The sequence below is a fragment of the Pseudomonas borbori genome (genome assembly GCF_900115555.1).
GTDB lineage: Bacteria > Pseudomonadota > Gammaproteobacteria > Pseudomonadales > Pseudomonadaceae > Aquipseudomonas > Aquipseudomonas borbori.
This window is the reverse complement of sequence record NZ_FOWX01000007.1, coordinates 29861-50892: the sequence shown is the minus strand read 5'-3', so window position 1 is coordinate 50892 and position 21032 is coordinate 29861. Positions and strand designations below refer to the sequence as shown.

The following is a 21032-nucleotide window of genomic DNA, read 5'->3' as shown; positions in this document are numbered from 1 at the left end:
GCAAGCTGGGCCCATCGAGCATTCCTGGAGGCACGGATGAGCAAGCACGTCGCAATAGTTGGGGGTGGGGTAGTAGGTCTGGCCACCGCCTATGCACTGATCCGCGAGGGGCATGAGGTTAGTCTGTGCGAAAGCCATGCACAGGTCGCCCAGGAGACCAGCCATGCCAACGGCGGACAACTCAGCTATCGCTATGTTTCGCCCCTGGCCGATGCGGGGGTGCCGTTCAAGGCGCTCGCCTGGATGTTGCAGGGTGAAGCTGCGCCCCTGAAATTTCGGCTGCGCCTGGAGCCGCGGCAATGGCGCTGGTGCCTGAGCTTTCTCGCGGCCTGTCGCAGTTCGGTCAACCAGCGCAATACCGGCCACCTGCTGCGCCTGGCCCTGCACAGCCAGCAGACCCTGGCGCAATGGCGGGCGCAGGACGGCCTCGACGGCTTCGCCTGGCGCAGCAATGGCAAGCTGGTGGTCTACCGCAATAGCAGCAGCCTGCACCAGGCCGCACGCAAAATGAGCGAAGCATCCGGGCAACAGCTACTCGATGCGGCCCAATGCCTGGCACTGGAGCCTGCACTAGAGGGCATCGCCAGACAACTGGCCGGCGGCATCTACAGCGCCGGCGATGAAGTCGCCGATTGTCTGCGCTTCTGCCAGGTGCTGGAGCAACGCCTGCAAGCCAGTGGCCGCTATCGCCGCCTCAGCGGGCGCCCGGCGACCGGCTTCGAACATGCCGCCGGCAAGATTCAGGCGTTACGTCTGGGCGAAGAATCCATCAACGCCGATGCCTTCGTCCTCGCCGCGGGCAATCATAGCGCCAGCCTGGCCCGCACCCTGGGCCTGCACCTGCCGATCTACCCGCTCAAGGGCTACAGCCTGACCCTGCCGCTGGCAGCGGATGCCATCGCCCCGGAGCTCAGCGTGACCGACTTTGACCACAAGGTGGTCTACGCCCGTCTCGGTCACCAGCTACGGGTCGCCGCCATGGTCGATATCGGGGCACGCGACGCTCAGCCCAACGCACGACGTCTCAGCGCCCTGCGCCGCCTGGGCGAGCGCACTTTTCCTGGTGCCGGCAATTACCAGCAGGCCGAGGCCTGGGCCGGCCTGCGCCCTTGCACGCCACAGGGTACGCCGCTGCTCGGTGCCACCGCGTTTACCAACCTCTGGCTCAACAGCGGCCACGGCAGCCTGGGCTTCACCCTGGCCTGTGCCAGTGGCCAGGTGCTTTCATCCCTGATTTCCGGGCGCAAAAGCCCGATCTCGCTGGAAGGCTTGAGTCTTCCCAACTGCAACTCTCGCTAATCGACAGGAGCTTCCCATGCATATCGAGCGTATCGCCAGCACCCCGCGCCTCAGTGGCGCCGTGCTCCACGGCGATCTCATCTACCTGTCCGGCCAGGTTCCGGACGACCGCCAGGGTGACTGCGCCAGCCAGACCGAACAGGTGCTGGCAAAGATCGACAGCCTTCTGCAACAGGCCGGCAGCCATCGCTCCAACCTGTTAAGTGTCCAGATCTGGCTGAAAGACATCGAAAGAGACTTCGCCGCCATGAACGCGGCCTGGGATCGCTGGCTGCCGGCTGGCAGTGCACCGGCCCGCGCCACGACCCAGGCCGACCTCGCCTCAACCGACGTACTGGTGGAGATGCTGGTGATCGCCGCCCGCCCGCAATGAAAGGAACCGCCATGCGCAAACCCCTGATTGGAATCACCCTGGATGTCGAACCGCAAGGCGGTGGCTACTCGCTCGACCCCTGGTACGCCCTGCGCGTCAATTATGCCGAGGCGGTGAGTGCCGCCGGCGGCCTGCCGGTCGCCCTGCCACATGAGCTGTCGGCGGTGCAGGACTACCTGGAACGAATCGATGCCCTGCTCGTCAGCGGCGGCATGTTCGACATCCCACCAGAGCTCTACAGCCAGAGCACACAGCACCAGAGCGTGAGCACCAAGGCGACACGCACCGCCTTCGAGATGGCCCTGCTGCGCGGTGCTCTGGACCGGGACATGCCGGTGCTGGGCATCTGCGGCGGCATGCAACTGTTAGTGGTCGCCTCTGGCGGCAGCCTCTACCAGGATCTCGACAGCGACATGCCCGGAGCCCTCGAACACATGCAAGCGACGGCCCACGACCACCCCTGGCACCCGGTAGATATCGCTCCGGACAGTCAGTTGCAGCAGCTGCTCGGCTGCAGCCGCCTGCGGGTCAACTCGGTACACCACCAGGGTGCCCGACAACTGCCGGACAACCTGCTGCCGGCAGCACGCTCCGAGGACGGCCTGATCGAAGCCGTGGAACGCCGCGACCGGCGCTTCGCCCTGGGCCTGCAATGGCACCCCGAATACCGTATCAACCCGGAGGAAAGCCGCCTGTTTCAGGCCTTCGTGGCTGCCGCCCGCTCATAACGAGAATCGACAGGTCGTCGAGAACCCGCCAGCGCAACGCCATCGGCCGCGCCCTGCAGTTCCCTGCGCCTGCCCAACCGAAAGCTGAATCGTTCTGCCTCGACAATCCCAATTCCAATCGCAGAGAGCTTCGCCATGCTTGATTTCCTCAACGACTTGCTCTGGGGCAAGGTACTGATCGTCACCCTGGTGGCCATCGGTGTGCTATTCACCTGCAGCTCCCGTTTCGTGCAACTGCGCCACTTCGCCGCCATGTTCGGCATCCTGCGCAGTGCCTTCAAACACCAGAAAGGACAGATCAGCTCGTTTCAGGCCCTGACCCTGAGCGTCGCCGGCCGGGTCGGTGCCGGCAACATCGCCGGTGTCGCCGTCGCCATTACCCTGGGCGGCCCGGGGGCGGTGTTCTGGATGTGGATGATCGGCCTGCTCGGCATGGCCACCAGCTTCTTCGAATGCACCCTGGCGCAAGCCTTCAAGGTTCGCGGCAGCAACGGTCTGTATCGTGGCGGGCCAGCCTTCTATATCGAACGCGGTCTGAAGTCGCGCTGGCTGGCGGTGGTCTTCTCGATCCTGCTGCTGGTGACCTTCGGTTTCGGCTTCAGCGCCCTGCAGTCATACACCATCGCCACCTCACTCAACGACACCCTCGGTCTGCCGGCTTATGCCTGCGCCGCGCTGATCGCAGGCCTGCTGGCGGCGATCATCTTCGGCGGCCTCCAGCGCATCGCCAGGTTCGCCGAAATCCTTGTGCCGGTCATGGCCCTCGGCTATTTGCTCATGACCCTGTACGTATTGGGCAGCCATGTAGAGCGCATTCCCGAGGCACTGCTGATGATTTTCAACAGTGCTTTCGGCCTGGAACAGGCCGTCGGTGGCGGTGTCGGCGCAGCCATACTGCACGGCATCAAGCGCGGCCTGTTCTCCAACGAAGCCGGCCTCGGCAGTGCGCCCAACGTGGCCGCCGTGGCCGACGTACCCCACCCGGTCAACCAGGGCATCGTGCAGGCATTCAGCGTGTTCATCGACACCCTGGTGCTGTGCAGCTGCACCGCGATGATCGTGCTGCTTTCGGAGGTCTACCAGCCAGGCGGCAATCTTGGCGGCATCGCCCTGACCCAGGCGGCCATGGCTGAGCACGTGGGTGAGTGGGGGCGTGCCTTCGTCAGTCTGGCGTTGTTCTGCTTCTGCTTCACCTCGATGGTCTACAACTACTACCTGGGCGAAAACAGCCTGAGCTTCATGGGTCTGGACAGTCCCGTGGCAGTTGCAAGCTTCCGTCTGTTGACCCTGGTCCTGATCCTCTGGGGTGCCCTGCAGGATCTCAACACAGTGTTCGCCTTCGCCGACCTGACCATGGCCCTGCTCGCCCTGGTCAACCTTATCGCCCTGCTTCTGTTGCTCAAGGTAGGCCTGCGTCTGATGCGCGACTACGAACGTCAGCGTGCTGCTGGCATCGTCAGCCCCAGTTTCGACCCAAGCATGTTCCCCGACCTGAACATCGACCCACAGGCCTGGCCAATCCCACAAGGGCAAACCGCTGCGCCCGAGGTGTCGGATAGCGCCCGAGCCAAGCCCCAGCCGTCCTGAGCTGCCCACCAGTTGCCCGCCCGCGGGCGGGCAACTCAGCCAAGACGTGCCGAAGCCGCTGACGGCGGCGCAATCCAGCCTGAGCGCACCACGGCTCTCGCCAGGAACGATGGCCGCCGGATCGGTTGCGGCTCGCTACCAGCACGTTCGTCTTGCCATCGCCCCTTCGAGCTGCTTAGGCTGCAGGCTCCCACTCCACTGGGCCTATCCATGGAAAACAGCCGAAGTTGGCGCCAGCGCCTGTACATCATCATCTTCCAGACCGACACTCCGGCCGGGCAGCGCTTCGACCGCTGGCTGTTGCTGACCATCCTGGCCAGCCTGGTGGTGGTCATGCTCGACAGCCTGAGCGATGTGCACGACCGCTATGGCCAGCTGCTGCTCAATCTGGAATGGGCCTTCACCGCCCTGTTCGCCATCGAGTACGTGGTGCGCCTGTACTGCTCGCCCAAACCGCTGCGTTACGCCTTCAGCTTCTACGGCCTGGTCGACCTGCTGGCGGTGCTGCCGGCGATCCTCGCCTTGCTGTTCGCCGACGCCCAGTACCTGCTGATCATCCGGGTGATCCGCATGCTGCGGGTGTTCCGCGTACTCAAGCTGAGCCCCTACCTGCGCCAGGCCAACTTCCTGCTCACGGCGCTGCGCGGCAGCCGGCAGAAGATCATCGTGTTCTTCGCCAGCATCGCCATCCTGGTAACGGTGTTCGGCACCCTGATGTACGTGATCGAGGGGCCCGCCCATGGCTTCACCAGTATCCCCAAGGGCATCTACTGGGCCGTGGTGACCCTGACCACCGTGGGTTTCGGCGACATAGTGCCGCGAACGCCGCTGGGCCAGGCGCTTTCTACCCTGATCATGATCACCGGCTACTCGATCATCGCCGTGCCGACCGGGATTTTTACCGCAGAGCTGGCCAGCGCCATGCGCGTTGGCGACCAGCTCAGGCACGACTGCCCAAGCTGCGCCAAGGATCTCCACGAGCATGGCGCGGCCTTCTGTAACCGCTGCGGCAATCCGCTGTTTCCGCGGCAGGTCGATCAGGCCCGAGGGGAATAAGCCATCGGCAGGGGCTCTGGCCCAATCTAGGGCCGACTCAGGAGCGCAGCGAACAGTCCGGAGACGCTGTACTGCTCCGCGCAGTACGCACTTCTATGACCGTTGCCGCACCGGGCCGATCGATGACATGGAGCGGGCCGAAGCTGCTCAACCGCGCTCGACCGGCGCCGAGGTCAGCTCGAAGGGGCTGTTGCTGCGCCGCTGGTTGCGGTCCTCGCGCGGGGTGGCGCCGAAGAAGTTGCGGTAGGCGCTGGAGAAGTGCGGGCCGGAGGAGAAGCCGCAGGACAGGCCGATCTGGATGATCGACTTGCTGGTCTGCATCAGCAACTGGCGCGCCTTGTTCAGGCGCAGCTCCAGGTAGTACTGGCTGGGCACCCGGTTCAGATACTGCTTGAAGATGCGCTCCAGCTGGCGGCGCGAGACGCAGACGTGCTGGGCGATTTCGTCGGTGGTCAGCGGCTCTTCGATATTCGCCTCCATCAGCAGCACCGCCTGGGTCAGCTTGGGGTGGCTGGAGCCCAAGCGGTTCTGCAATGGAATGCGCTGGCGCTCGCTGCCCTCGCGAATACGCTCGACCACCAGCTCTTCCGACACCGCGCCGGACAGCTCGGCGCCGTGATCGCGGGCCAGCAGGGCCAGCAGCAGGTCGAGCACGGCCAGACCGCCGCAGGCGCTGAGACGATCACGGTCCCAGTCGAACAGATGGCTGGTGGCGATGACCTTGGGGAAACGTTCGCTGAAATCGTCCTGCCAGCGCCAGTGCACGGCGGCGCGATAACCGTCGAGCAGACCCAGCTGCGCCAGGGGATAGACCCCAGCGGATATCGCGCCGATCACGCAACCGCTGCGCACCAGCTGCTTGAGCGCGCTGGACAAGGCCAGGGGCATGGGCGCGGGGGGCGCGTCGGCAAGCAGGAAGAGTTTGTGCAAACCCTCCAGCTTGCCCGTCCAGGCTTCTCCCGGTAGACGCCAGGCGCCTTCGGCCGGGAGCTCGGCCTGGATGAACGAGAGTTCGTAGACCACGTCCGGGTGGACACGCTGGGCAACGCGCAAGGCCTCCTCGGCCAACGCCAGGGTCAGGGGTTTGCAGTTGGGCCAAAGCAGGAAGCCGATTCGATGGGCAGTCATGGGGGCAGTTTAGGCTCTGTAAACGGGCAAGGGCATGCCGCTCACTTAAGGCTACCAGAGAGGAACTGCTGGAGGCGTTCCGATTGTGGATTGAGCAACACTTCGCGCGGGTCGCCACGCTCCTCGACCAGCCCCTTGTGGAGGAATACCAGCTGGTTGGAGACCTCGCGGGCGAAGCCCATTTCGTGGGTCACCACCACCATGGTGCGACCTTCCTGGGCCAGATCCTGCATGACCTTGAGCACCTCACCGACCAGTTCGGGGTCGAGGGCCGAGGTCGGTTCGTCGAAGAGCATCACTTCCGGCTCCATGGCCAGGGCGCGGGCGATCGCCACGCGCTGCTGCTCGCCGCCGGACATGTGCGCCGGGTAGGCATCCTTGCGATGGGCCACGCCGACCTTGTTCAGGTAATGCTCGGCTTTTTCCCGGGCTTCGGCCTTGGCGATACCGAGCACGTGCACCGGCGCTTCCATGACGTTCTCCAGGGCGCTCATGTGCGACCACAGGTTGAAATGCTGGAACACCATGGCCAGGCGCGAGCGCATGCGCTGCAACTGCTTGGGGTCGGCGGCCTTGAGCGCGCCTTCCTTGTTGGCCAGCAGCTTCAGCTCTTCGCCGTTGAGCAGGATCTTGCCGCCGTGAGGCTGTTCGAGCAGGTTGATGCAGCGCAGGAAGGTACTCTTGCCCGAGCCGCTGGAGCCGATGATGCTGATCACGTCGCCAGCCTTGGCCGCCAGGGACACGCCCTTGAGCACTTCGTGGCTGCCGTAGCGCTTGTGCAGATCCTGAACTTCGAGTTTGTACATGGTTTCCACTCTCTTGAATCAGTCGCTGAGCAAGCGACCCTGGCGAATAGGGGTACGACCGGCGACCTTGGCCAGCCACAGGCCGGGCTGGGCAAAACGCATCCGTTCACGCGCATAGAGCACACCGTCGGTCGAGGCCAACACGGTGCTGTGGCGATCGCTGAGCGGATCGATCACCTCGAACAGCGGGTCGCCGGCCTTGACCCGCGCACCCACCGGTTGCAGAAAACTCACAACTCCGGCATGCGGCGCGCAGGCATATTCGGCGCCCTCGAATGGCGTGGCCTCGCAGCAGTCTTCGGGCGCTACCGGCCAATCGCCGGCGATCAGCCCCTGTTCGGCGAGAAACGCCAGAATACTCTCGGCACTGACTGCGGCCTGCTCCTTGCCGGTATCGGCCATGCCACCCAGCTCGACAGTGGCGGCCAGGCACGCCAGCGGGATAGCTGCCTCGGGGAAATACCGAGCCAGGCGCAGCCAGGGTAGCGAGCAGGACTCGTCGAACGAACTGCCGCCGCCGTCCTCGGTCGTCAGTACCGCGCCGGCCTGCAGACGGGCGGCCAGCGGGCGCAACTGCGCCCATTGCTGCGGCAGGGTGTACAGATGCACCAGCGCCTCGAAGTCGCAGTGCAGATCCAGCACCACATCGGCATCGCAGGCGTGTTTGAGCAACAGGCGCTGCAAGGCCTGCAACTCGGACGTCGGCGCCGGCAGCACCTCCAGTGCGGCCAGCATCGCCGCGCGGATCAGGCGCACATTGGCCGGCCCATCCTCGCCCAGGCAGCCTTGCAGGGCCGGGGCAATGGCCTCGGCCAGGGCGAAGAAGTCGCGGTTGAAATTCTTGCCGCTGGCGAACTCGAAACGGCCCTGCTGGGTCGCCTGAAACAACTGCCCCAGGCCGATCGGATTGGCCACCGGCACCAGTTCGATGACGCCGCTCAGGCGGCCCTGGGCTTCGAGTTCGCGCAGGCGCCGCTTGAGCTCCACGGCGACCCGCATGCCCGGCAGCTCATCGGCATGCAGGGATGCCTGGATATAGGCCTTGCACGGGCCATTGCCAAAGCGAAATACGCTTAGACGCCGCTCCGTGCCGGGGCAGGTCCAGGGCAACACATGATCGATCCGTTGCATATTCGCCTCCTCAGAGATTGTGAAAATATCGAGCGCCGTCGCGAGGCTGCCTCCAGGCGTTCGCAGTAGGCGGGAGTTTTTCCACAAGCTTCATGCCTTGCGCGGCGCCAGATAAGCCAGCCAGCGGCGCTCGGCGTGCTTGAACAGGCGCACCAGGACGAAGGTCAGGCACAGGTAGAACAGCCCGGCGGTGATGAACGCCTCGAACGGCAGGTAATGCTGGGAGCTGACGGTGCGGGCCGCACCGGTGATGTCGATCAGGGTAACGATCGACGCCAGGCTGGTGGTGTGCAGCATCATGATCACCTCGTTGCTGTACTGCGGCAGCGCCCGGCGCAATGCCGAAGGCAGGAGAATGCGCCGGTACAGCTTGGCTCGCGACATGCCCATGGCCTTGGCCGCCTCGATCTCGCCATGGGCGGTCGACTTGAGGCTGCCGGCAAGGATTTCCGCACTGTAGGCACTGGTGTTGATGCCGAACGCCAGGCAGGCACAGAAAGTCGCGCTGGAAAAATACGGCCAGAGGAAGCTCTCACGCACCACGTCGAACTGGGCCAGGCCGTAGTAGATCAGGAACAACTGCACCAGCATCGGCGTGCCGCGGATCACATAGGTGTAGAGCCAGGCCGGAAAATTCAGCAACGGCGACTTGGACACCCGCATCAACCCCAGCGGAATCGCCAGCGCCAGGCCGAAGGCCAGGGAAATCAGGAGCAGCTTGAGGGTCACCAGTACGCCACCGAAGTACAGCGGCAGGTTTTCCCAGATCACGTTGTAGTCGAAGATCATGCGTTCGCTCCCATGCTCACAGATCGGCGGCCTTGCTGCCGACCGAGTAGCGCTTTTCTACATAGCGCAGCGCCAGCAGGGACACGCTGGTCAGCACCAGATAGAGGGCGCCGACCGCCAGGTAAAAGGTAAACGGCTCACGGGTGGCATCGGCTGCGCTTTTCGCCTTGAACATCATGTCCTGCAGGCCCACCACGGAAATCAACGCGGTGGCCTTGGTCAGCACCAGCCAGTTGTTGGTGAAGCCGGGGATGGCGAAACGGATCATCTGCGGCACCAGGATGCGAAAGAACACCTTGCTGCCACTCATGCCGTAGGCCGCGCCCGCCTCGCTCTGGCCTTTGGGAATGGCCATGAAGGCACCGCGAAAGGTCTCCGACAGGTAGGCGCCGAAGATGAAGCCCATGGTGAAGACGCCGGCGATAAACGGATTAATATCGATGTATTCGTCATAACCCAGCAGCGGCGCCAGCCGATTCACCAGGTCCTGGCCGCCATAGAAAATCAGCAGGATCAGCACCAGGTCGGGAATGCCACGAATCACGGTGGCGTAGGTTTCACCCAGAAGCGCCAGCCACCTGACCGGCGACAGACGGAATGCCGCACCGACCAGGCCTAGAAAAATCGCCACCGCCACGGATGACAGGGCCAGCATCAGGGTGAGCCAGGCGCCTTCGAGAATGGTCGAGCCGTAGCCGTCAAGCATGCTCAAGTACCTCATGCAGGCGCCGGGCGGCGCCGAGGAGCACAACGGAAAAGTGGCGCAAGCGCGCTATCCGCCTGCTGCCGCCACTCTCGGAGATAAGTACTTGCCTGCCAGCAGTCAGTCGCCGTAGACGTCGAAGCTGAAGTACTTGTCCTGCACTTGCTTGTACTTGCCGTTGGCGCGGATCGCCATAATGGCTGCGCTGAACTTGTCGGCGAGCGCCGTGTCGCCCTTGCGCACGGCAATGCCCTGGCCCTCACCGAAATACTTGACATCGGTGAAATCGGGACCGGTGAAAGCAAACCCCTTGCCGGCATCGGCCTTGAGAAAACCATCGTCGATGTTCACCGAATCGGCCAGGGTGGCGTCCAGACGGCCGGCGGTCAGGTCGAGGAAGATCTCGTTCTGCGAGCCATAGCGCACCACTTCGACGCCGGCCGGAGCGAGCACGTCGGTGGCGTAGCGGTCATACACCGAAGAGCGCTGCACGCCGACTTTCTTACCCTTGAGGTCGACCAGCGGATCCTTGATCACAGTGCCGGCCTTCATCGCCAACTTGGCCGGAGTGGCGTAGTACTTGCCAGTGAAGTCCACGGATTTTTTGCGGTCCTCGGTGATCGACATCGACGACAGCACCGCGTCGAACTTGCGCACTTTCAGCGCCGGGATCAGGCCATCGAACTCCTGCTCGATCCACTGGCACTTGACCTGCATCTCTTCGCACAGGGCATTGCCGATGTCGTAGTCGAAGCCGGTGATAGCGCCGTCGGGAGTCTTGTAGGCGAACGGCGGGTAAGCCGCTTCGATACCGATGCGCAGGGGCTTGCTGTCATCAGCCATGGCCAGCGGCGACAGCATGGATAGCGCCAGTGCGCCGAGAAGGGCAATCTTCTTCATCTTGTGACTCCTTCGAATGGGAATGGATGCGGCTGGCAGTAATCTGTGAGCGCACATGCATCCAGCCATGGACAAATTGTAGAGAACGTCGCCGTCTTTGCTGGCTAACAGGCAGAGACCAGCAGTTCCGGCCGGGTGTGCGGCATTCTAGCGACAGGGCGAAAGTCGATATTTCTTCAATGCGACAAGTAATTACAAAAGGCCCGGACGGGTGCCGCGGACATGTTGACAGCCTCCGGCAAACATGCCGAGACAGGATAGAGAGGTAACCGATCAATAACGCAATTAGCGCGCCATATCTTGCGAAAGCTTTTACTTACGGGCCTTGCAGGGCATTCCAGTTTATCCAGGACACAGAAAATCGACGCAAAGTGTTTCCCTGCCGCCCAAAAACGTGCGCGCCGTTACCGACCCGGTGACAGTGTCGGACCTGCAGGAGCCGATAGACGCAATTGCCCCCAGTTTGCTGCGCGACAGCGCGGCGTCTGGACGACGGGGGATCACTTATCAAACAACCTATATGTCATTGATTTCATGGATTATGACCTTTCTTGTGGGAGGGGCTTTAGCCGCGAAAGCTTTCGAGTTCCTACAAAAAACATCGCAGCTAAAGCGGAACGCCGCCCGCCCCCTCCTTCAGGTACCACAAGCCGACAGGCACAATTACCCTCAGCTTGCTGCGCGACAGCGCAGCTGTTGTCCTCCTACGCGGATCTTTTACTCATCCCCACAAACGATAACGCCCCGCCTCGGTTGGTAGCCGAGGCGGGGCGCGGTTTGCCGGTGCCGGTTAGGCGACCTGCATGTCGCGGTGAGTATCGATGAGGTGTTGCACCACGCCAGGATCGGCCAGGGTGGAGATATCGCCGAGCGCATCGTATTCGCCGGTGGCGATCTTGCGCAGGATGCGGCGCATGATCTTGCCCGAGCGGGTCTTCGGCAGACCGGGTGCCCACTGGATAACGTCCGGCGAGGCGATAGGACCGATCTCCTTGCGCACCCAGCTCTTCAATTCCTGACGCAGTTGCTCGGAAGGCTCCTGGCCACCATTGAGGGTGACGTAGACGTAGATGCCCTGACCCTTGATGTCGTGCGGCACGCCGACCACTGCGGCTTCCGCCACTTTCGGGTGGGCAACCATGGCACTTTCGATTTCGGCGGTGCCCATGCGGTGCCCGGAGACGTTGAGCACGTCGTCGACCCGGCCGGTGATCCAGTAGTAACCGTCCTCGTCGCGGCGGGCACCGTCGCCGGTGAAGTACATGCCCTTGAAGGTCTTGAAGTAGGTGTCGACGAAACGATCGTGATCACCGTACAGGGTGCGCGCCTGGCCCGGCCAGGAATCGATGATCACCAGATTGCCTTCGGCGGCGCCTTCGATCAGGTTGCCCATGTTGTCCACCAGCGCTGGCTGCACGCCGAAGAACGGCCGAGCGGCCGAGCCGGGCTTGAGCGCATGGGCGCCTGGCAACGGGCTCATCAGGGTGGCGCCGGTTTCGGTTTGCCACCAGGTATCGACGATCGGGCAGCGACTCTGGCCGACGGTCTCGTAGTACCAGTGCCAGGCCTCCGGGTTGATCGGCTCGCCGACCGAACCGAGCAGGCGCAGGCTGGAGCCGTCGAAGCCCTCCACCGCCGCCTTGCCCTGGGCCATCATGGCGCGGATCGCGGTCGGTGCGGTGTAGAGGATATTGACCTTGTGCTTGTCGACGATCTTGGCGACACGGGTAATGTCCGGGTAGTTCGGCACGCCCTCGAACAGCACGATAGTGGCGCCATTGGCCAGCGGACCGTAGACGTTGTAGCTGTGACCGGTGACCCAGCCGACGTCGGCGGTGCACCAGAAAACCTCTCCCGGCTTGTAGTCGAACACCCGCTCGTGGGTCAGCGCTGCATACAGCAGGTAGCCGGCGCTGGTGTGCTGCACGCCCTTGGGCTTGCCGGTGGAGCCGGAGGTATAGAGGATAAACAGCGCTTCCTCGGCACCCATTTCCTTCGGCGCGCAGACGCTGCCGGCCACCGCCATCAGGTCTTCGTACCAGATGTCGCGGTGCGGGTGCCACTTGATATCGCCACCGGTGCGCTTGCACACGATGATCTTCTGCACGCTGGCAGTTTCCGGGTTGGCCAGGGCGTCGTCGACGTTGGCTTTGAGCGGAATACTCTTGCCGCCACGCAGGCCTTCGTCGGCAGTGATCACCACCTTGGATCGGCAGTCGATGATGCGCCCGGCCAGCGCCTCGGGGGAGAAGCCGCCGAACACCACCGAATGGATCGCACCGATACGGGCACAGGCGAGCATCGCCACTACCGCTTCCGGAATCATCGGCATATAGATAGTCACCACATCGCCACGGTGCACGTCCTGGCCGCGCAGGGCGTTGGCGAGCTTGCATACTTGCTCGTGCAGCTCGCGGTAGGTGATGTTCCTGTGCTCGGACGGATCGTCGCCTTCCCAGATGATCGCGATCTCGTCGCCGCGCTGCTCCAGGTGCCGATCCAGGCAATTGTAGGAGACGTTGAGGGTACCGTCGGCGAACCACTTGATATCGACATGGTGATCGTCGAACGAGGTCTGCTTGACCTTGCTGAACGGTTTGATCCAGTCGAGACGCTGGGCCTGCTCACGCCAGAAGCCGTCGGGGTTGATCACCGACTGCTGGTACATGGCTTTGTAGGTAGCTTCGTCGGTAAACGACTGAGCCGCCACCTCTGGGCGCACGGGATAGAGGGACGCAGCACTCATATGGATAGACCTCGATGGGTAGTTGTTTTTCTATGGGGCATTTTGTAACCAGATACCCCTACTTGGGCCATTCGACCATGGTATTACCGCTCTACAACCATGGTCTTGCACTGCTGACGGCCCGCAAAGGCGCTGCAAGCATGCCTCGGCGGCCGTGAAAGTTTCGGGGGTCAGCGGCGGGTACCTGAAGGCAGCCACAGTAGGCGACTCAAGTAAAGCAGCTGCACGAGCAACCGCCAGGCGCCGTTGCAACCTGGGCGCTGACCTTCCGTCAAAACGCTCGACGGGGTAGCTTGCAGGCGAAAAAAAGGCGACCCAAAGGCCGCCTACCCAGCCATTCCGAAACGGAATGGAGAAACGCTTGCATCCAAATCACGCAGGATCCGAACACAACCAGTCTCGCTCTCCGCCACGCGCGTCAGCAATTGCACCAAGGTCGTAGGACAGTCGCGGGCCTCACTTGTAGGAACTAGGCGTCCCCCCGCTCCTACGCGAAGATAATCCTTTATTCCTTTCCCAGCCCATGCTGGCGCAGCTTGTTGGCGATGGTGGTGTGCGACACGCCGAGGCGCTTGGCCAGTTGCCGGCTGCTCGGATGCTCGTGATACAGGCGCTCCAGCACCGCCTTCTCGAAGCGCCCAAGGATGTCGTCCAGGCCGCCCTCCAGCGAGAACTCTCCGAGCGGCTGCGGCGCGCCGTAGTCCGGCAGGCGGATGTGTTCGAGCTTGACCGTGCCGCCCTCGCACAGCGACACGGCCTGGAACAGCACGTTTTCCAGCTGGCGCACGTTGCCCGGCCAGTGGTAGTGGCCGAGTTTGTCCAGCACCTGCGGCGCCAGCTTGGGCAGCGGGCAGCCGATCTGCCGGCTGGCCGAGTCGAGGAAGTGCTCGACCAGCGGCGCCAGCCCGTCCAGGCACTCGCGTAACGGCGGGATATGCAGGCTCAGCACGTTGAGCCGATGGTAGAGGTCCTGGCGGAACTCGCCCTTGGCGCACAGCTCGGACAGGTCGACCTGGGTGGCGCAGATCACCCGCACGTCCAGGTACACCTCCTCGTCGCTGCCGACCCGGCGGAAGCAGCCGTCCTGCAGGAAGCGCAGCAGCTTGGCCTGCAGGCGCGGGCTCATCTCGCCGACGCCGTCGAGGAACAGGGTGCCGCCGGCAGTCAATTCCAGCAGGCCGAGCTTGCCTTCCGGGCGTGCGCCCTCAAAGGCGCCGGGGCCGTAGCCGAACAGCTCGGTCTCGGCCATGGATTCCGGCAACCCGGCGCAGTTCAGCGCCATGAACGGCGACTGGCCGCGCGGGCTGGCCAGGTGGCAGGCGCGCGCCAGCAGCTCCTTGCCGGTGCCGGTCTCACCCTCGATCAGCAGCGGCGCATCCAGCGGCGCCATGCGCCGCGCCTCGCGCACCACGGCGGCCATGACTTTCGAGCTCTGGAAGATGCTGTCGAAGCCGCGCAGCTCCTGCTTGCGCACATGGTAGATGCGCTCGCCGACCCGGTCGGCGCGGTGCAAGGTAAGCACAGCGCCGGCCAGGGCATCGCTCTCGTCGTGCTCGGTCTGCAGCGGCGCGATATCGGCGAGGAACACATCGCCCTTGACCTTGACCCGCAGGCCGTTGATCCGCGACTTGTTGGCGCGGACCAGTTCCGGCAGGTCGAAATCTTCGGCGTAACGCGACAGCGGGATGCCCGGCACCTCGTCGACGCGCACGCCAAGCAACTGCGCGGCGGCGCGATTGGCCGCCACTATCGAACCGCCCATGTCGATCGACAACACCGGAAACTCCAGGGCGCCGAGCAAGGCGTTCAACTCCAGATGGCGGCGTTCGCTGGGCATCAGGCCGACCCGCTTGACCCCGAACACCCCGGGGATCGCCTCCAGCTTCGGCCGCAGGGCTTGAAATTGCAGGTTGATCAGGTTGGGGCAGAGCATATAGATGGCGTTGCCCTGCTCGCCACCGACCTCGCCGCGGGCGACGTTGATACCGTAATCGACCAGCAGGTTGAGGATGTCGCGCAGAATGCCGATCCGGTTCTGGCAGTGAATCTTGATACGCATGGCAGGCCTCGGCACATTCTCTGGTCGGCAGTGCCTCGAAAATCGACGGGCCCGCCTTATTTTTCGTCAAGAATATGTGACAGGCCAGCTCGGCAGCAAGACGATACTTGGCCGCACCGACGCCAACGTAACCTTTTCTTTACGAAATACCCGCCCTTCCCCCTAGCACACGGCCACTTTCAGCGCTGCGCAACCACGCAACCTGGGTTATCCATAGTCCAACACAACAACAATGGCCCCAGCAGGAGGCAGCAATGAAGAGCACGCAGTATGTGGCTCGGCAACCGGATGCAAGTGGTTTTATCCACTACGGCGAAGCCGAGCATCAGGTGTGGAACACTCTGATCACCCGGCAACTCAAGGTGGTCGACGGTCGCGCCTGCCAGGAGTATCTGGACGGCATCGAACAGCTCGGCCTGCCCCATGAGCGTATTCCCCAACTCGATGAAGTGAACCGGGTGTTGCACAAAGCCACCGGCTGGCGCGTCGCCCGGGTGCCGGCGCTGATCCCCTTCCAGACCTTTTTCGAACTGCTGGCCAGCCGGCAATTCCCGGTGGCCACCTTTATCCGCAGCCCCGAGGAACTGGACTACCTGCAGGAGCCGGACATCTTTCACGAGATCTTCGGCCACTGTCCGTTGCTGACCAACCCCTGGTTCGCCGAGTTCACCCACACCTACGGCACGCTCGGCCTCAAGGCCACGAAGGAGGAGCGTGTGTACCTGGCGCGCCTGTACTGGCTGACCATCGAGTTCGGCTTGGTCGACACCAGCCAGGGTCGCAGGATCTATGGCGGCGGCATCCTCTCCTCGCCGAAAGAGACCGTCTATAGCCTGTCCGGAGAGCCCGAGCACCTGCCATTCGATCCGATCGAGGCCATGCGCACGCCTTACCGCATCGACATCCTGCAACCGCTGTACTACGTCTTGCCGGAACTCAAGCATCTGTTCGAACTGGCCCAGCAGGACATCATGGGCATGGTCCACCAGGCCATGCAGATGGGCCTGCACGCACCGAAATTTCCGCCGAAAGCCGCGTAGGGAAAACCCACGTGCAGCTTATTCACCATTACCCCGAGGGGTGGATAACGCTTCGCGGTTTCCCCTCCCTACGCTTAGTAAACCCATTGCCCTGGAGAATCCCTATGAGCCTTGCCCAAGCCCAATGCGAAGCCTGCCGCGCCGACGCCCCGAAAGTCTCGGATGAGGAGTTGGCCGAGCTGATCCGCGAGATCCCGGACTGGAACATCGAAGTGCGTGACGACCACATGGAGCTGGAGCGGGTGTTCCAGTTCAAGAACTTCCGCCACGCCCTGGCCTTCACCAACGCGGTCGGCGCCATCGCCGAGGAAGTCGGCCACCACCCGGCCCTGCTCACCGAGTGGGGCAAGGTCACCGTGACCTGGTGGAGCCACGAGATGCGCGGTCTGCACCGCAACGACTTCATCATGGCCGCGCGCACCGATGTGCTCGCTGCCGGCGCCGAGGGCCGCAAGTGAGTCATTTCGCCCAGATCGCCCGGGTGCCCGGCGACCCGATTCTCGGCCTGATGGAGGCCTATCGCAGCGACCGCAACCCGGCCAAGCTCGACCTGGGTGTCGGCGTGTACAAGGACGCCCAGGGCCTGACGCCGATCCCGCGGGCGGTCAAGCTGGCCGAGCAGCGCCTGGTCGACAGCGAAACCACTAAAAGCTATATCGGCGGCCACGGCGATGCCTTGTTCTGCAGCCACCTGGCCAGGCTGGTGCTCGGCGCCGCCAGCCCCTTGCTCGCCGAGCAGCGCGCGGCCGCCAGCCAGACGCCCGGTGGCACCGGTGCGTTGCGGCTGGCCGCCGACTTTATCGGCCACTGCCTGCCCGGCCGCGGGATCTGGCTGAGCGATCCGACCTGGCCAATCCATGAAACCATTTTTGCCGAGGCCGGACTGCGCGTTGGCCATTACCCCTATGTCGGCGCCGACAACCGGCTCAACGTCGAGGCGATGATCGCCGCGCTCAGCCACCTGCCCCAGGGCGACGTGGTGCTGCTGCACGCCTGTTGCCATAACCCCACCGGCTTCGACCTAGCTCAGGACGACTGGCGCCGCGTGCTGGAAGTGATCAAGGCGCGCGAACTGCTGCCGGTGATCGACTTCGCCTACCAGGGCTTCGGCGACGGGCTGGAACAGGACGCCTGGGCCGTGCGCCTGTTCGCCAGCGAACTGTCCGAGCTGTTGATCACCAGTTCCTGCTCGAAGAACTTCGGCCTCTACCGCGAGCGCACCGGCGCCCTGATCGTCTGCACCAGCGAGGCGGAAAAACTGCTGGATGTGCGCAGCCAACTGGCCTTCATTGCCCGCAACCTGTGGTCGACGCCACCAGCCCACGGCGCCGCGGTGGTCGCCACTATCCTCGACGACGGCGAACTCAGAAAGCTGTGGCGCGATGAACTGGAGGCCATGCGCCAGCGGGTCGCCGGCCTGCGCCTGGGTCTGGTCGAGGCCTTGCGCCCCTACGGCCTGGCCGAGCGCTTCGCGCATATCGCCGAGCAACGCGGAATGTTCTCCTACACCGGTTTGTCGCCCCAGCAGGTGCAGCGCCTGCGCGATCAATACGGCGTGTATATGGTCGGCAGCGGCCGGGCCAACGTCGCTGGCCTGGATAGCGAACGGCTGGATGCCTTGGCACAGGCAATTGCCCGAGTTTGCTCAAGCTAATTGCTCAATGCCGCCGGCATGATGGCGAAGCGGTTACCCTGCGGTAGCCGCCTCGCTGCGAACATAGTTACGATACTGACCAGTTTCGCTGTCCTGCTACTCAGGCCAGCGTAGGCGTCACGTGAGCGGAGGCTATAGTTGTATAGTTTGTCCCACCCTTGGTCAGCACGAGACAACCTGTGGTCCACCCCGCCAACCTGCTCTTTCGCACCTACCAACGTGTCACTCACAGCATGGCGTTCTTTCCCACGCTGATAGCCGTGGGTTTCTTACTGCTGTGCATATTGAACATGGCCATCGAGTACCAGCCCTGGCTAATGGCGCTCAAACAGCGGTTCGACTTTGGCCTGGTGCGTAACCCCGACAATGCCCGGTTGATTCTTGGCACCCTGGTCGGCGGCATCCTGTCATTGATGGTGTTCAGCTTTTCGATGGTCATGGTAGTGCTCAATAATGCCTCCGCGTCCCTATCGCCACGGGTAATCCCAGGCCTGATCAGCAGCAAGAGTCACCAGAAGACCCTGGGGTTTTACCTCGGAACCATCCTCTACGCACTGCTGTTGATCACCACCATTGAGCAGACCGAGCAACACCAGGCCCCCAGCCTTGGCGTGCTGATCACGCTGGGGCTGGCTATTGCCTGCCTGGGTCTGTTCGTGCACTTCATTCGTTCCATCTCGCAATCGATCCAAGTCGAATACATCCTCAACAACCTCTACGCCACCACGCTTGCGAAGCTCACCAGCCGCGTGGAACTGCTCGACGGCAACGAGCAGCCTTCCTGGCCGGCAGACCAGGGGTGGGTGGTAGTCAATGCGCAACGTAGCGGTTATTTCAAGACGCTCAATATCCACATACTCAACCGGCTGCTGATAGACAATGACCTGCGCATGACCGTGTTGGTCCATCGCGGTTTTTTCGTCATGCCCGGCCACCCGCTGCTCAAACTCGACCGCAAAGTTGACGACGAACTGTGCCAGCAACTGCTCGATTGCTTCAACTTCTTCGTCGAGCAATACGCCAGCGCGCATTATGTATTTGGCTGCCAGCAAATTTCCGAAATTGCGGTGAAAGCCCTGAGCCCCGGCATCAACGACCCAGGCACCGCCATCACCGCTATCGACATGCTCAGCGTGCTGTTCTGCAAGCGCCTGCAGTTGCCAGACCTGGACTCCGCGCCGCTGGCGGGCGAAGCCCCCCGTGTATTTTTCTTCGAACTATCACTGGACCAACTACTCCAGCAGATTTTCGGCCCAATACGCACCTATGGCAGAAGCGATCCGCAGGTACTGACCAACCTGCTAGAGGCGTTCAAGAACCTGATGTTTCAAAACCCTCGCGCCCATCACCGAGCCGAGTTGATCACGCACGCACGCAGTGTCGTGGAAACAGCCGACCGGCATATTGCCATTCGACGCGACCGCAAGGAGTTGAATGACATGATCGAACGCTTCAACAAGGCAGCCCGGCTCTCTCCGCCCGCGCTCTCAGTGCTGCAGCTCGAGCAGCACTGAGCGCTCTCGCCTACTGTAGCGCTCGATATTTTCACAGCCTCTGAGCAGAGCACGCACCAGGATGGTGCGGGTTCTGCCAACAGCAAAACCAGCGACCGTCCATCAGACTATTTTTCACATATAAATCAAAAGATTAACAACACTCCCAAAAATTCATGGCGCGCTTCCTGCTTGCTATCAAGGCCATAGTCCCCTAGGGTAGTTCGCCATGTGGTCCCTGATTGCCCCTATCAGCTCATTGCTCGGTGGGGTTGCTTTACTCCTCCTCGGCAATGGCCTGCTCAACACTCTACTGACCCTGCGTGGCGTCGCCGAAGGCTACTCCGCCGGGATGCTCGGACTGATCATGTCCGGGTACTTCGTCGGTTTTCTCCTTGGCACCTGGCTGGCGATTCCGCTGGTTCGTCGCGTTGGGCATATCCGTGCGTTTGCCTTTTGTGCCGCGCTGGCCGCCATCACCTCCCTGCTCCACGTCCTGATCATCGACCCCTGGGCCTGGCTGGGTCTGCGCGTGCTCTATGGTCTGGCGCTGGTCAGCCTGTACATGGTGATCGAGAGCTGGCTCAACGCCCGGGCGCCCAGCGACAAACGCGCCCAGGTGTTCGCCCTGTACATGGCGGTCAACCTCGGCGCCCTGGCGGCGGCGCAGCAGCTGCTCAACCTGGCCGACCCCAGCGATTTCGTGCTGTTCGTCTTCGCGGCGATGTTGATCAGCGCGGCGCTGATGCCGATCGCCCTGACTCGACAGCCGCAGCCCAGCGTGCCGGAAACCCTGCATACCAACCTGCGCCAGCTGGTCGGTATCGCGCCTTTGGCGATTGCCGCCGCCGGCCTGTCCGGCCTGGCCCTGGGGGCTTTCTGGGGCATGGCGCCGGTGTATGCCAGCCTCAGCGGCTTCGATGCCACTGGCGTCGGCCTGTTGATGAGCAGTGCGATTCTCGGCGGCGCCCTGCTGCAGTGGCCAATCGGTATCTATTCCGACAAGCATGACCGGCGCCTGGTGCTGTTCTGGGTGGTGGCGCTGGCGGTGGCGGTGGCCCTGCTGATGAGCGTGCTGCCCAGCGGACGCCTGCTGCTCGCGGCGATCTTTGTCTGGGGCGGCCTGGCCTTCGCCATCTACCCGATTGCAGTGGCGCAGTTGATCGACCAGTTGCACAGCGATGAAATTCTCGCCGGTTCCAGCAGCCTGCTGATGGTCAACGGCATCGGTTCTGCGTGCGGCCCGCTACTGGCCGGCCTGCTGATGCAGCAGCTGGGCGCACAGGCGCTGCCGCTGTACTTCGCCGCCACCCTCGGTTTGCTCGCCGCTTATACCTTGTACCGTTTGCGCCACGTCAGCGACCTGGTCAGCGAGCCGCATGGGCACTTCATGCCGATGCTGCGCACCAGCCATACCGTGCTGGAATTGATGCCCGATGCGCCGCCAGCGGACGACATCGGTGAGGAACCCATTACCGAATCAACGTAGGAGCCGAACGAACGATCTGCTCCCGCATCACAGAAGAGGCGGCCGCTGCCA

The 21032-nt window shown here is 63.1% G+C and carries 18 protein-coding genes; 10 read left to right on the top strand and 8 right to left on the bottom strand.

Annotated elements, in window-relative coordinates; all coding sequences use genetic code 11:
* Positions 1 to 36 precede the first annotated feature (36 nt).
* The 5 genes from BM315_RS06900 (at position 37) to BM315_RS06880 (ending at position 5043) form a co-directional block, all read left to right on the top strand.
* Positions 37 to 1299, top strand: a complete 1263-nt coding sequence (locus BM315_RS06900) for a D-amino acid dehydrogenase (protein WP_090499187.1) — start codon at positions 37 to 39, stop codon at positions 1297 to 1299.
* Positions 1300 to 1315: 16 nt separating this feature from the next.
* A complete protein-coding gene (locus BM315_RS06895) occupies positions 1316 to 1672 on the top strand; it encodes a RidA family protein (RefSeq protein WP_090499184.1) in 357 nt (118 codons plus the stop codon).
* An 11-nt stretch (positions 1673 to 1683) separates the two neighbouring features.
* Complete coding sequence (locus BM315_RS06890; protein ID WP_090499182.1) at positions 1684 to 2400, top strand: gamma-glutamyl-gamma-aminobutyrate hydrolase family protein; 717 nt, start codon at positions 1684 to 1686, stop codon at positions 2398 to 2400.
* A 135-nt stretch (positions 2401 to 2535) separates the two neighbouring features.
* The gene (locus BM315_RS06885) at positions 2536 to 3987 is read left to right on the top strand and encodes an alanine/glycine:cation symporter family protein (RefSeq protein ID WP_090499180.1); all 1452 of its coding nucleotides are present in this window, start codon (positions 2536 to 2538) and stop codon (positions 3985 to 3987) included.
* Positions 3988 to 4197: 210 nt separating this feature from the next.
* Positions 4198 to 5043, top strand: coding sequence for an ion transporter (locus BM315_RS06880; protein WP_090499177.1), 846 nt, complete (start codon positions 4198 to 4200; stop codon positions 5041 to 5043).
* Positions 5044 to 5190: 147 nt separating this feature from the next.
* Here BM315_RS06880 and argR read toward each other — a convergent pair whose 3' ends face one another.
* The 8 genes from argR to BM315_RS06840 form a co-directional block, all read right to left on the bottom strand.
* Positions 5191 to 6171, bottom strand: a complete 981-nt coding sequence (argR, locus tag BM315_RS06875; protein WP_090499174.1) for a transcriptional regulator ArgR — start codon at positions 6169 to 6171, stop codon at positions 5191 to 5193.
* A gap of 41 nt (positions 6172 to 6212) precedes the next feature.
* Complete coding sequence (locus BM315_RS06870; protein ID WP_090499172.1) at positions 6213 to 6977, bottom strand: ABC transporter ATP-binding protein; 765 nt, start codon at positions 6975 to 6977, stop codon at positions 6213 to 6215.
* A gap of 18 nt (positions 6978 to 6995) precedes the next feature.
* Entirely contained in the window at positions 6996 to 8108 is a 1113-nt protein-coding gene (locus BM315_RS06865) for a succinylglutamate desuccinylase/aspartoacylase family protein (protein WP_090499170.1), read from the bottom strand.
* Between the two features lie 90 nt (positions 8109 to 8198).
* Positions 8199 to 8897 carry an ABC transporter permease gene (locus BM315_RS06860; RefSeq protein WP_090499168.1) on the bottom strand — a complete coding sequence of 233 codons (699 nt, stop codon included), beginning with the start codon at positions 8895 to 8897 and terminating at the stop codon, positions 8199 to 8201.
* A gap of 16 nt (positions 8898 to 8913) precedes the next feature.
* Positions 8914 to 9603 carry an ABC transporter permease gene (locus BM315_RS06855; protein WP_090499166.1) on the bottom strand — a complete coding sequence of 230 codons (690 nt, stop codon included), beginning with the start codon at positions 9601 to 9603 and terminating at the stop codon, positions 8914 to 8916.
* A 117-nt stretch (positions 9604 to 9720) separates the two neighbouring features.
* Positions 9721 to 10500, bottom strand: coding sequence for an ABC transporter substrate-binding protein (locus tag BM315_RS06850; RefSeq protein WP_090499164.1), 780 nt, complete (start codon positions 10498 to 10500; stop codon positions 9721 to 9723).
* Between the two features lie 790 nt (positions 10501 to 11290).
* Positions 11291 to 13246: an acetate--CoA ligase gene (gene acs, locus BM315_RS06845; RefSeq protein WP_090499161.1), complete on the bottom strand. Its 1956-nt coding sequence runs from the start codon at positions 13244 to 13246 to the stop codon at positions 11291 to 11293.
* 505 nt (positions 13247 to 13751) lie between these two features.
* The gene (locus BM315_RS06840) at positions 13752 to 15305 is read right to left on the bottom strand and encodes a sigma-54-dependent transcriptional regulator (protein WP_090499159.1); all 1554 of its coding nucleotides are present in this window, start codon (positions 15303 to 15305) and stop codon (positions 13752 to 13754) included.
* Between the two features lie 254 nt (positions 15306 to 15559).
* Here BM315_RS06840 and phhA point away from each other — a divergent pair, with 254 nt between their 5' ends.
* The 5 genes from phhA to BM315_RS06815 all read left to right on the top strand — a co-directional run bounded on the left by phhA (position 15560) and on the right by BM315_RS06815 (position 20981).
* Positions 15560 to 16345, top strand: coding sequence for a phenylalanine 4-monooxygenase (gene phhA, locus BM315_RS06835; protein ID WP_090499157.1), 786 nt, complete (start codon positions 15560 to 15562; stop codon positions 16343 to 16345).
* Positions 16346 to 16449: 104 nt separating this feature from the next.
* Complete coding sequence (locus BM315_RS06830; RefSeq protein WP_090499155.1) at positions 16450 to 16803, top strand: 4a-hydroxytetrahydrobiopterin dehydratase; 354 nt, start codon at positions 16450 to 16452, stop codon at positions 16801 to 16803.
* The gene (locus BM315_RS06825; RefSeq protein WP_090499153.1) at positions 16800 to 17999 is read left to right on the top strand and encodes an amino acid aminotransferase; all 1200 of its coding nucleotides are present in this window, start codon (positions 16800 to 16802) and stop codon (positions 17997 to 17999) included. Before BM315_RS06830 ends, BM315_RS06825 begins: the two co-directional genes overlap by 4 nt.
* A gap of 179 nt (positions 18000 to 18178) precedes the next feature.
* A complete protein-coding gene (locus tag BM315_RS06820; RefSeq protein WP_090499150.1) occupies positions 18179 to 19513 on the top strand; it encodes a DUF2254 domain-containing protein in 1335 nt (444 codons plus the stop codon).
* A 208-nt stretch (positions 19514 to 19721) separates the two neighbouring features.
* Positions 19722 to 20981, top strand: coding sequence for an MFS transporter (locus BM315_RS06815; RefSeq protein ID WP_090499148.1), 1260 nt, complete (start codon positions 19722 to 19724; stop codon positions 20979 to 20981).
* Positions 20982 to 21032: the final 51 nt, after the last annotated feature.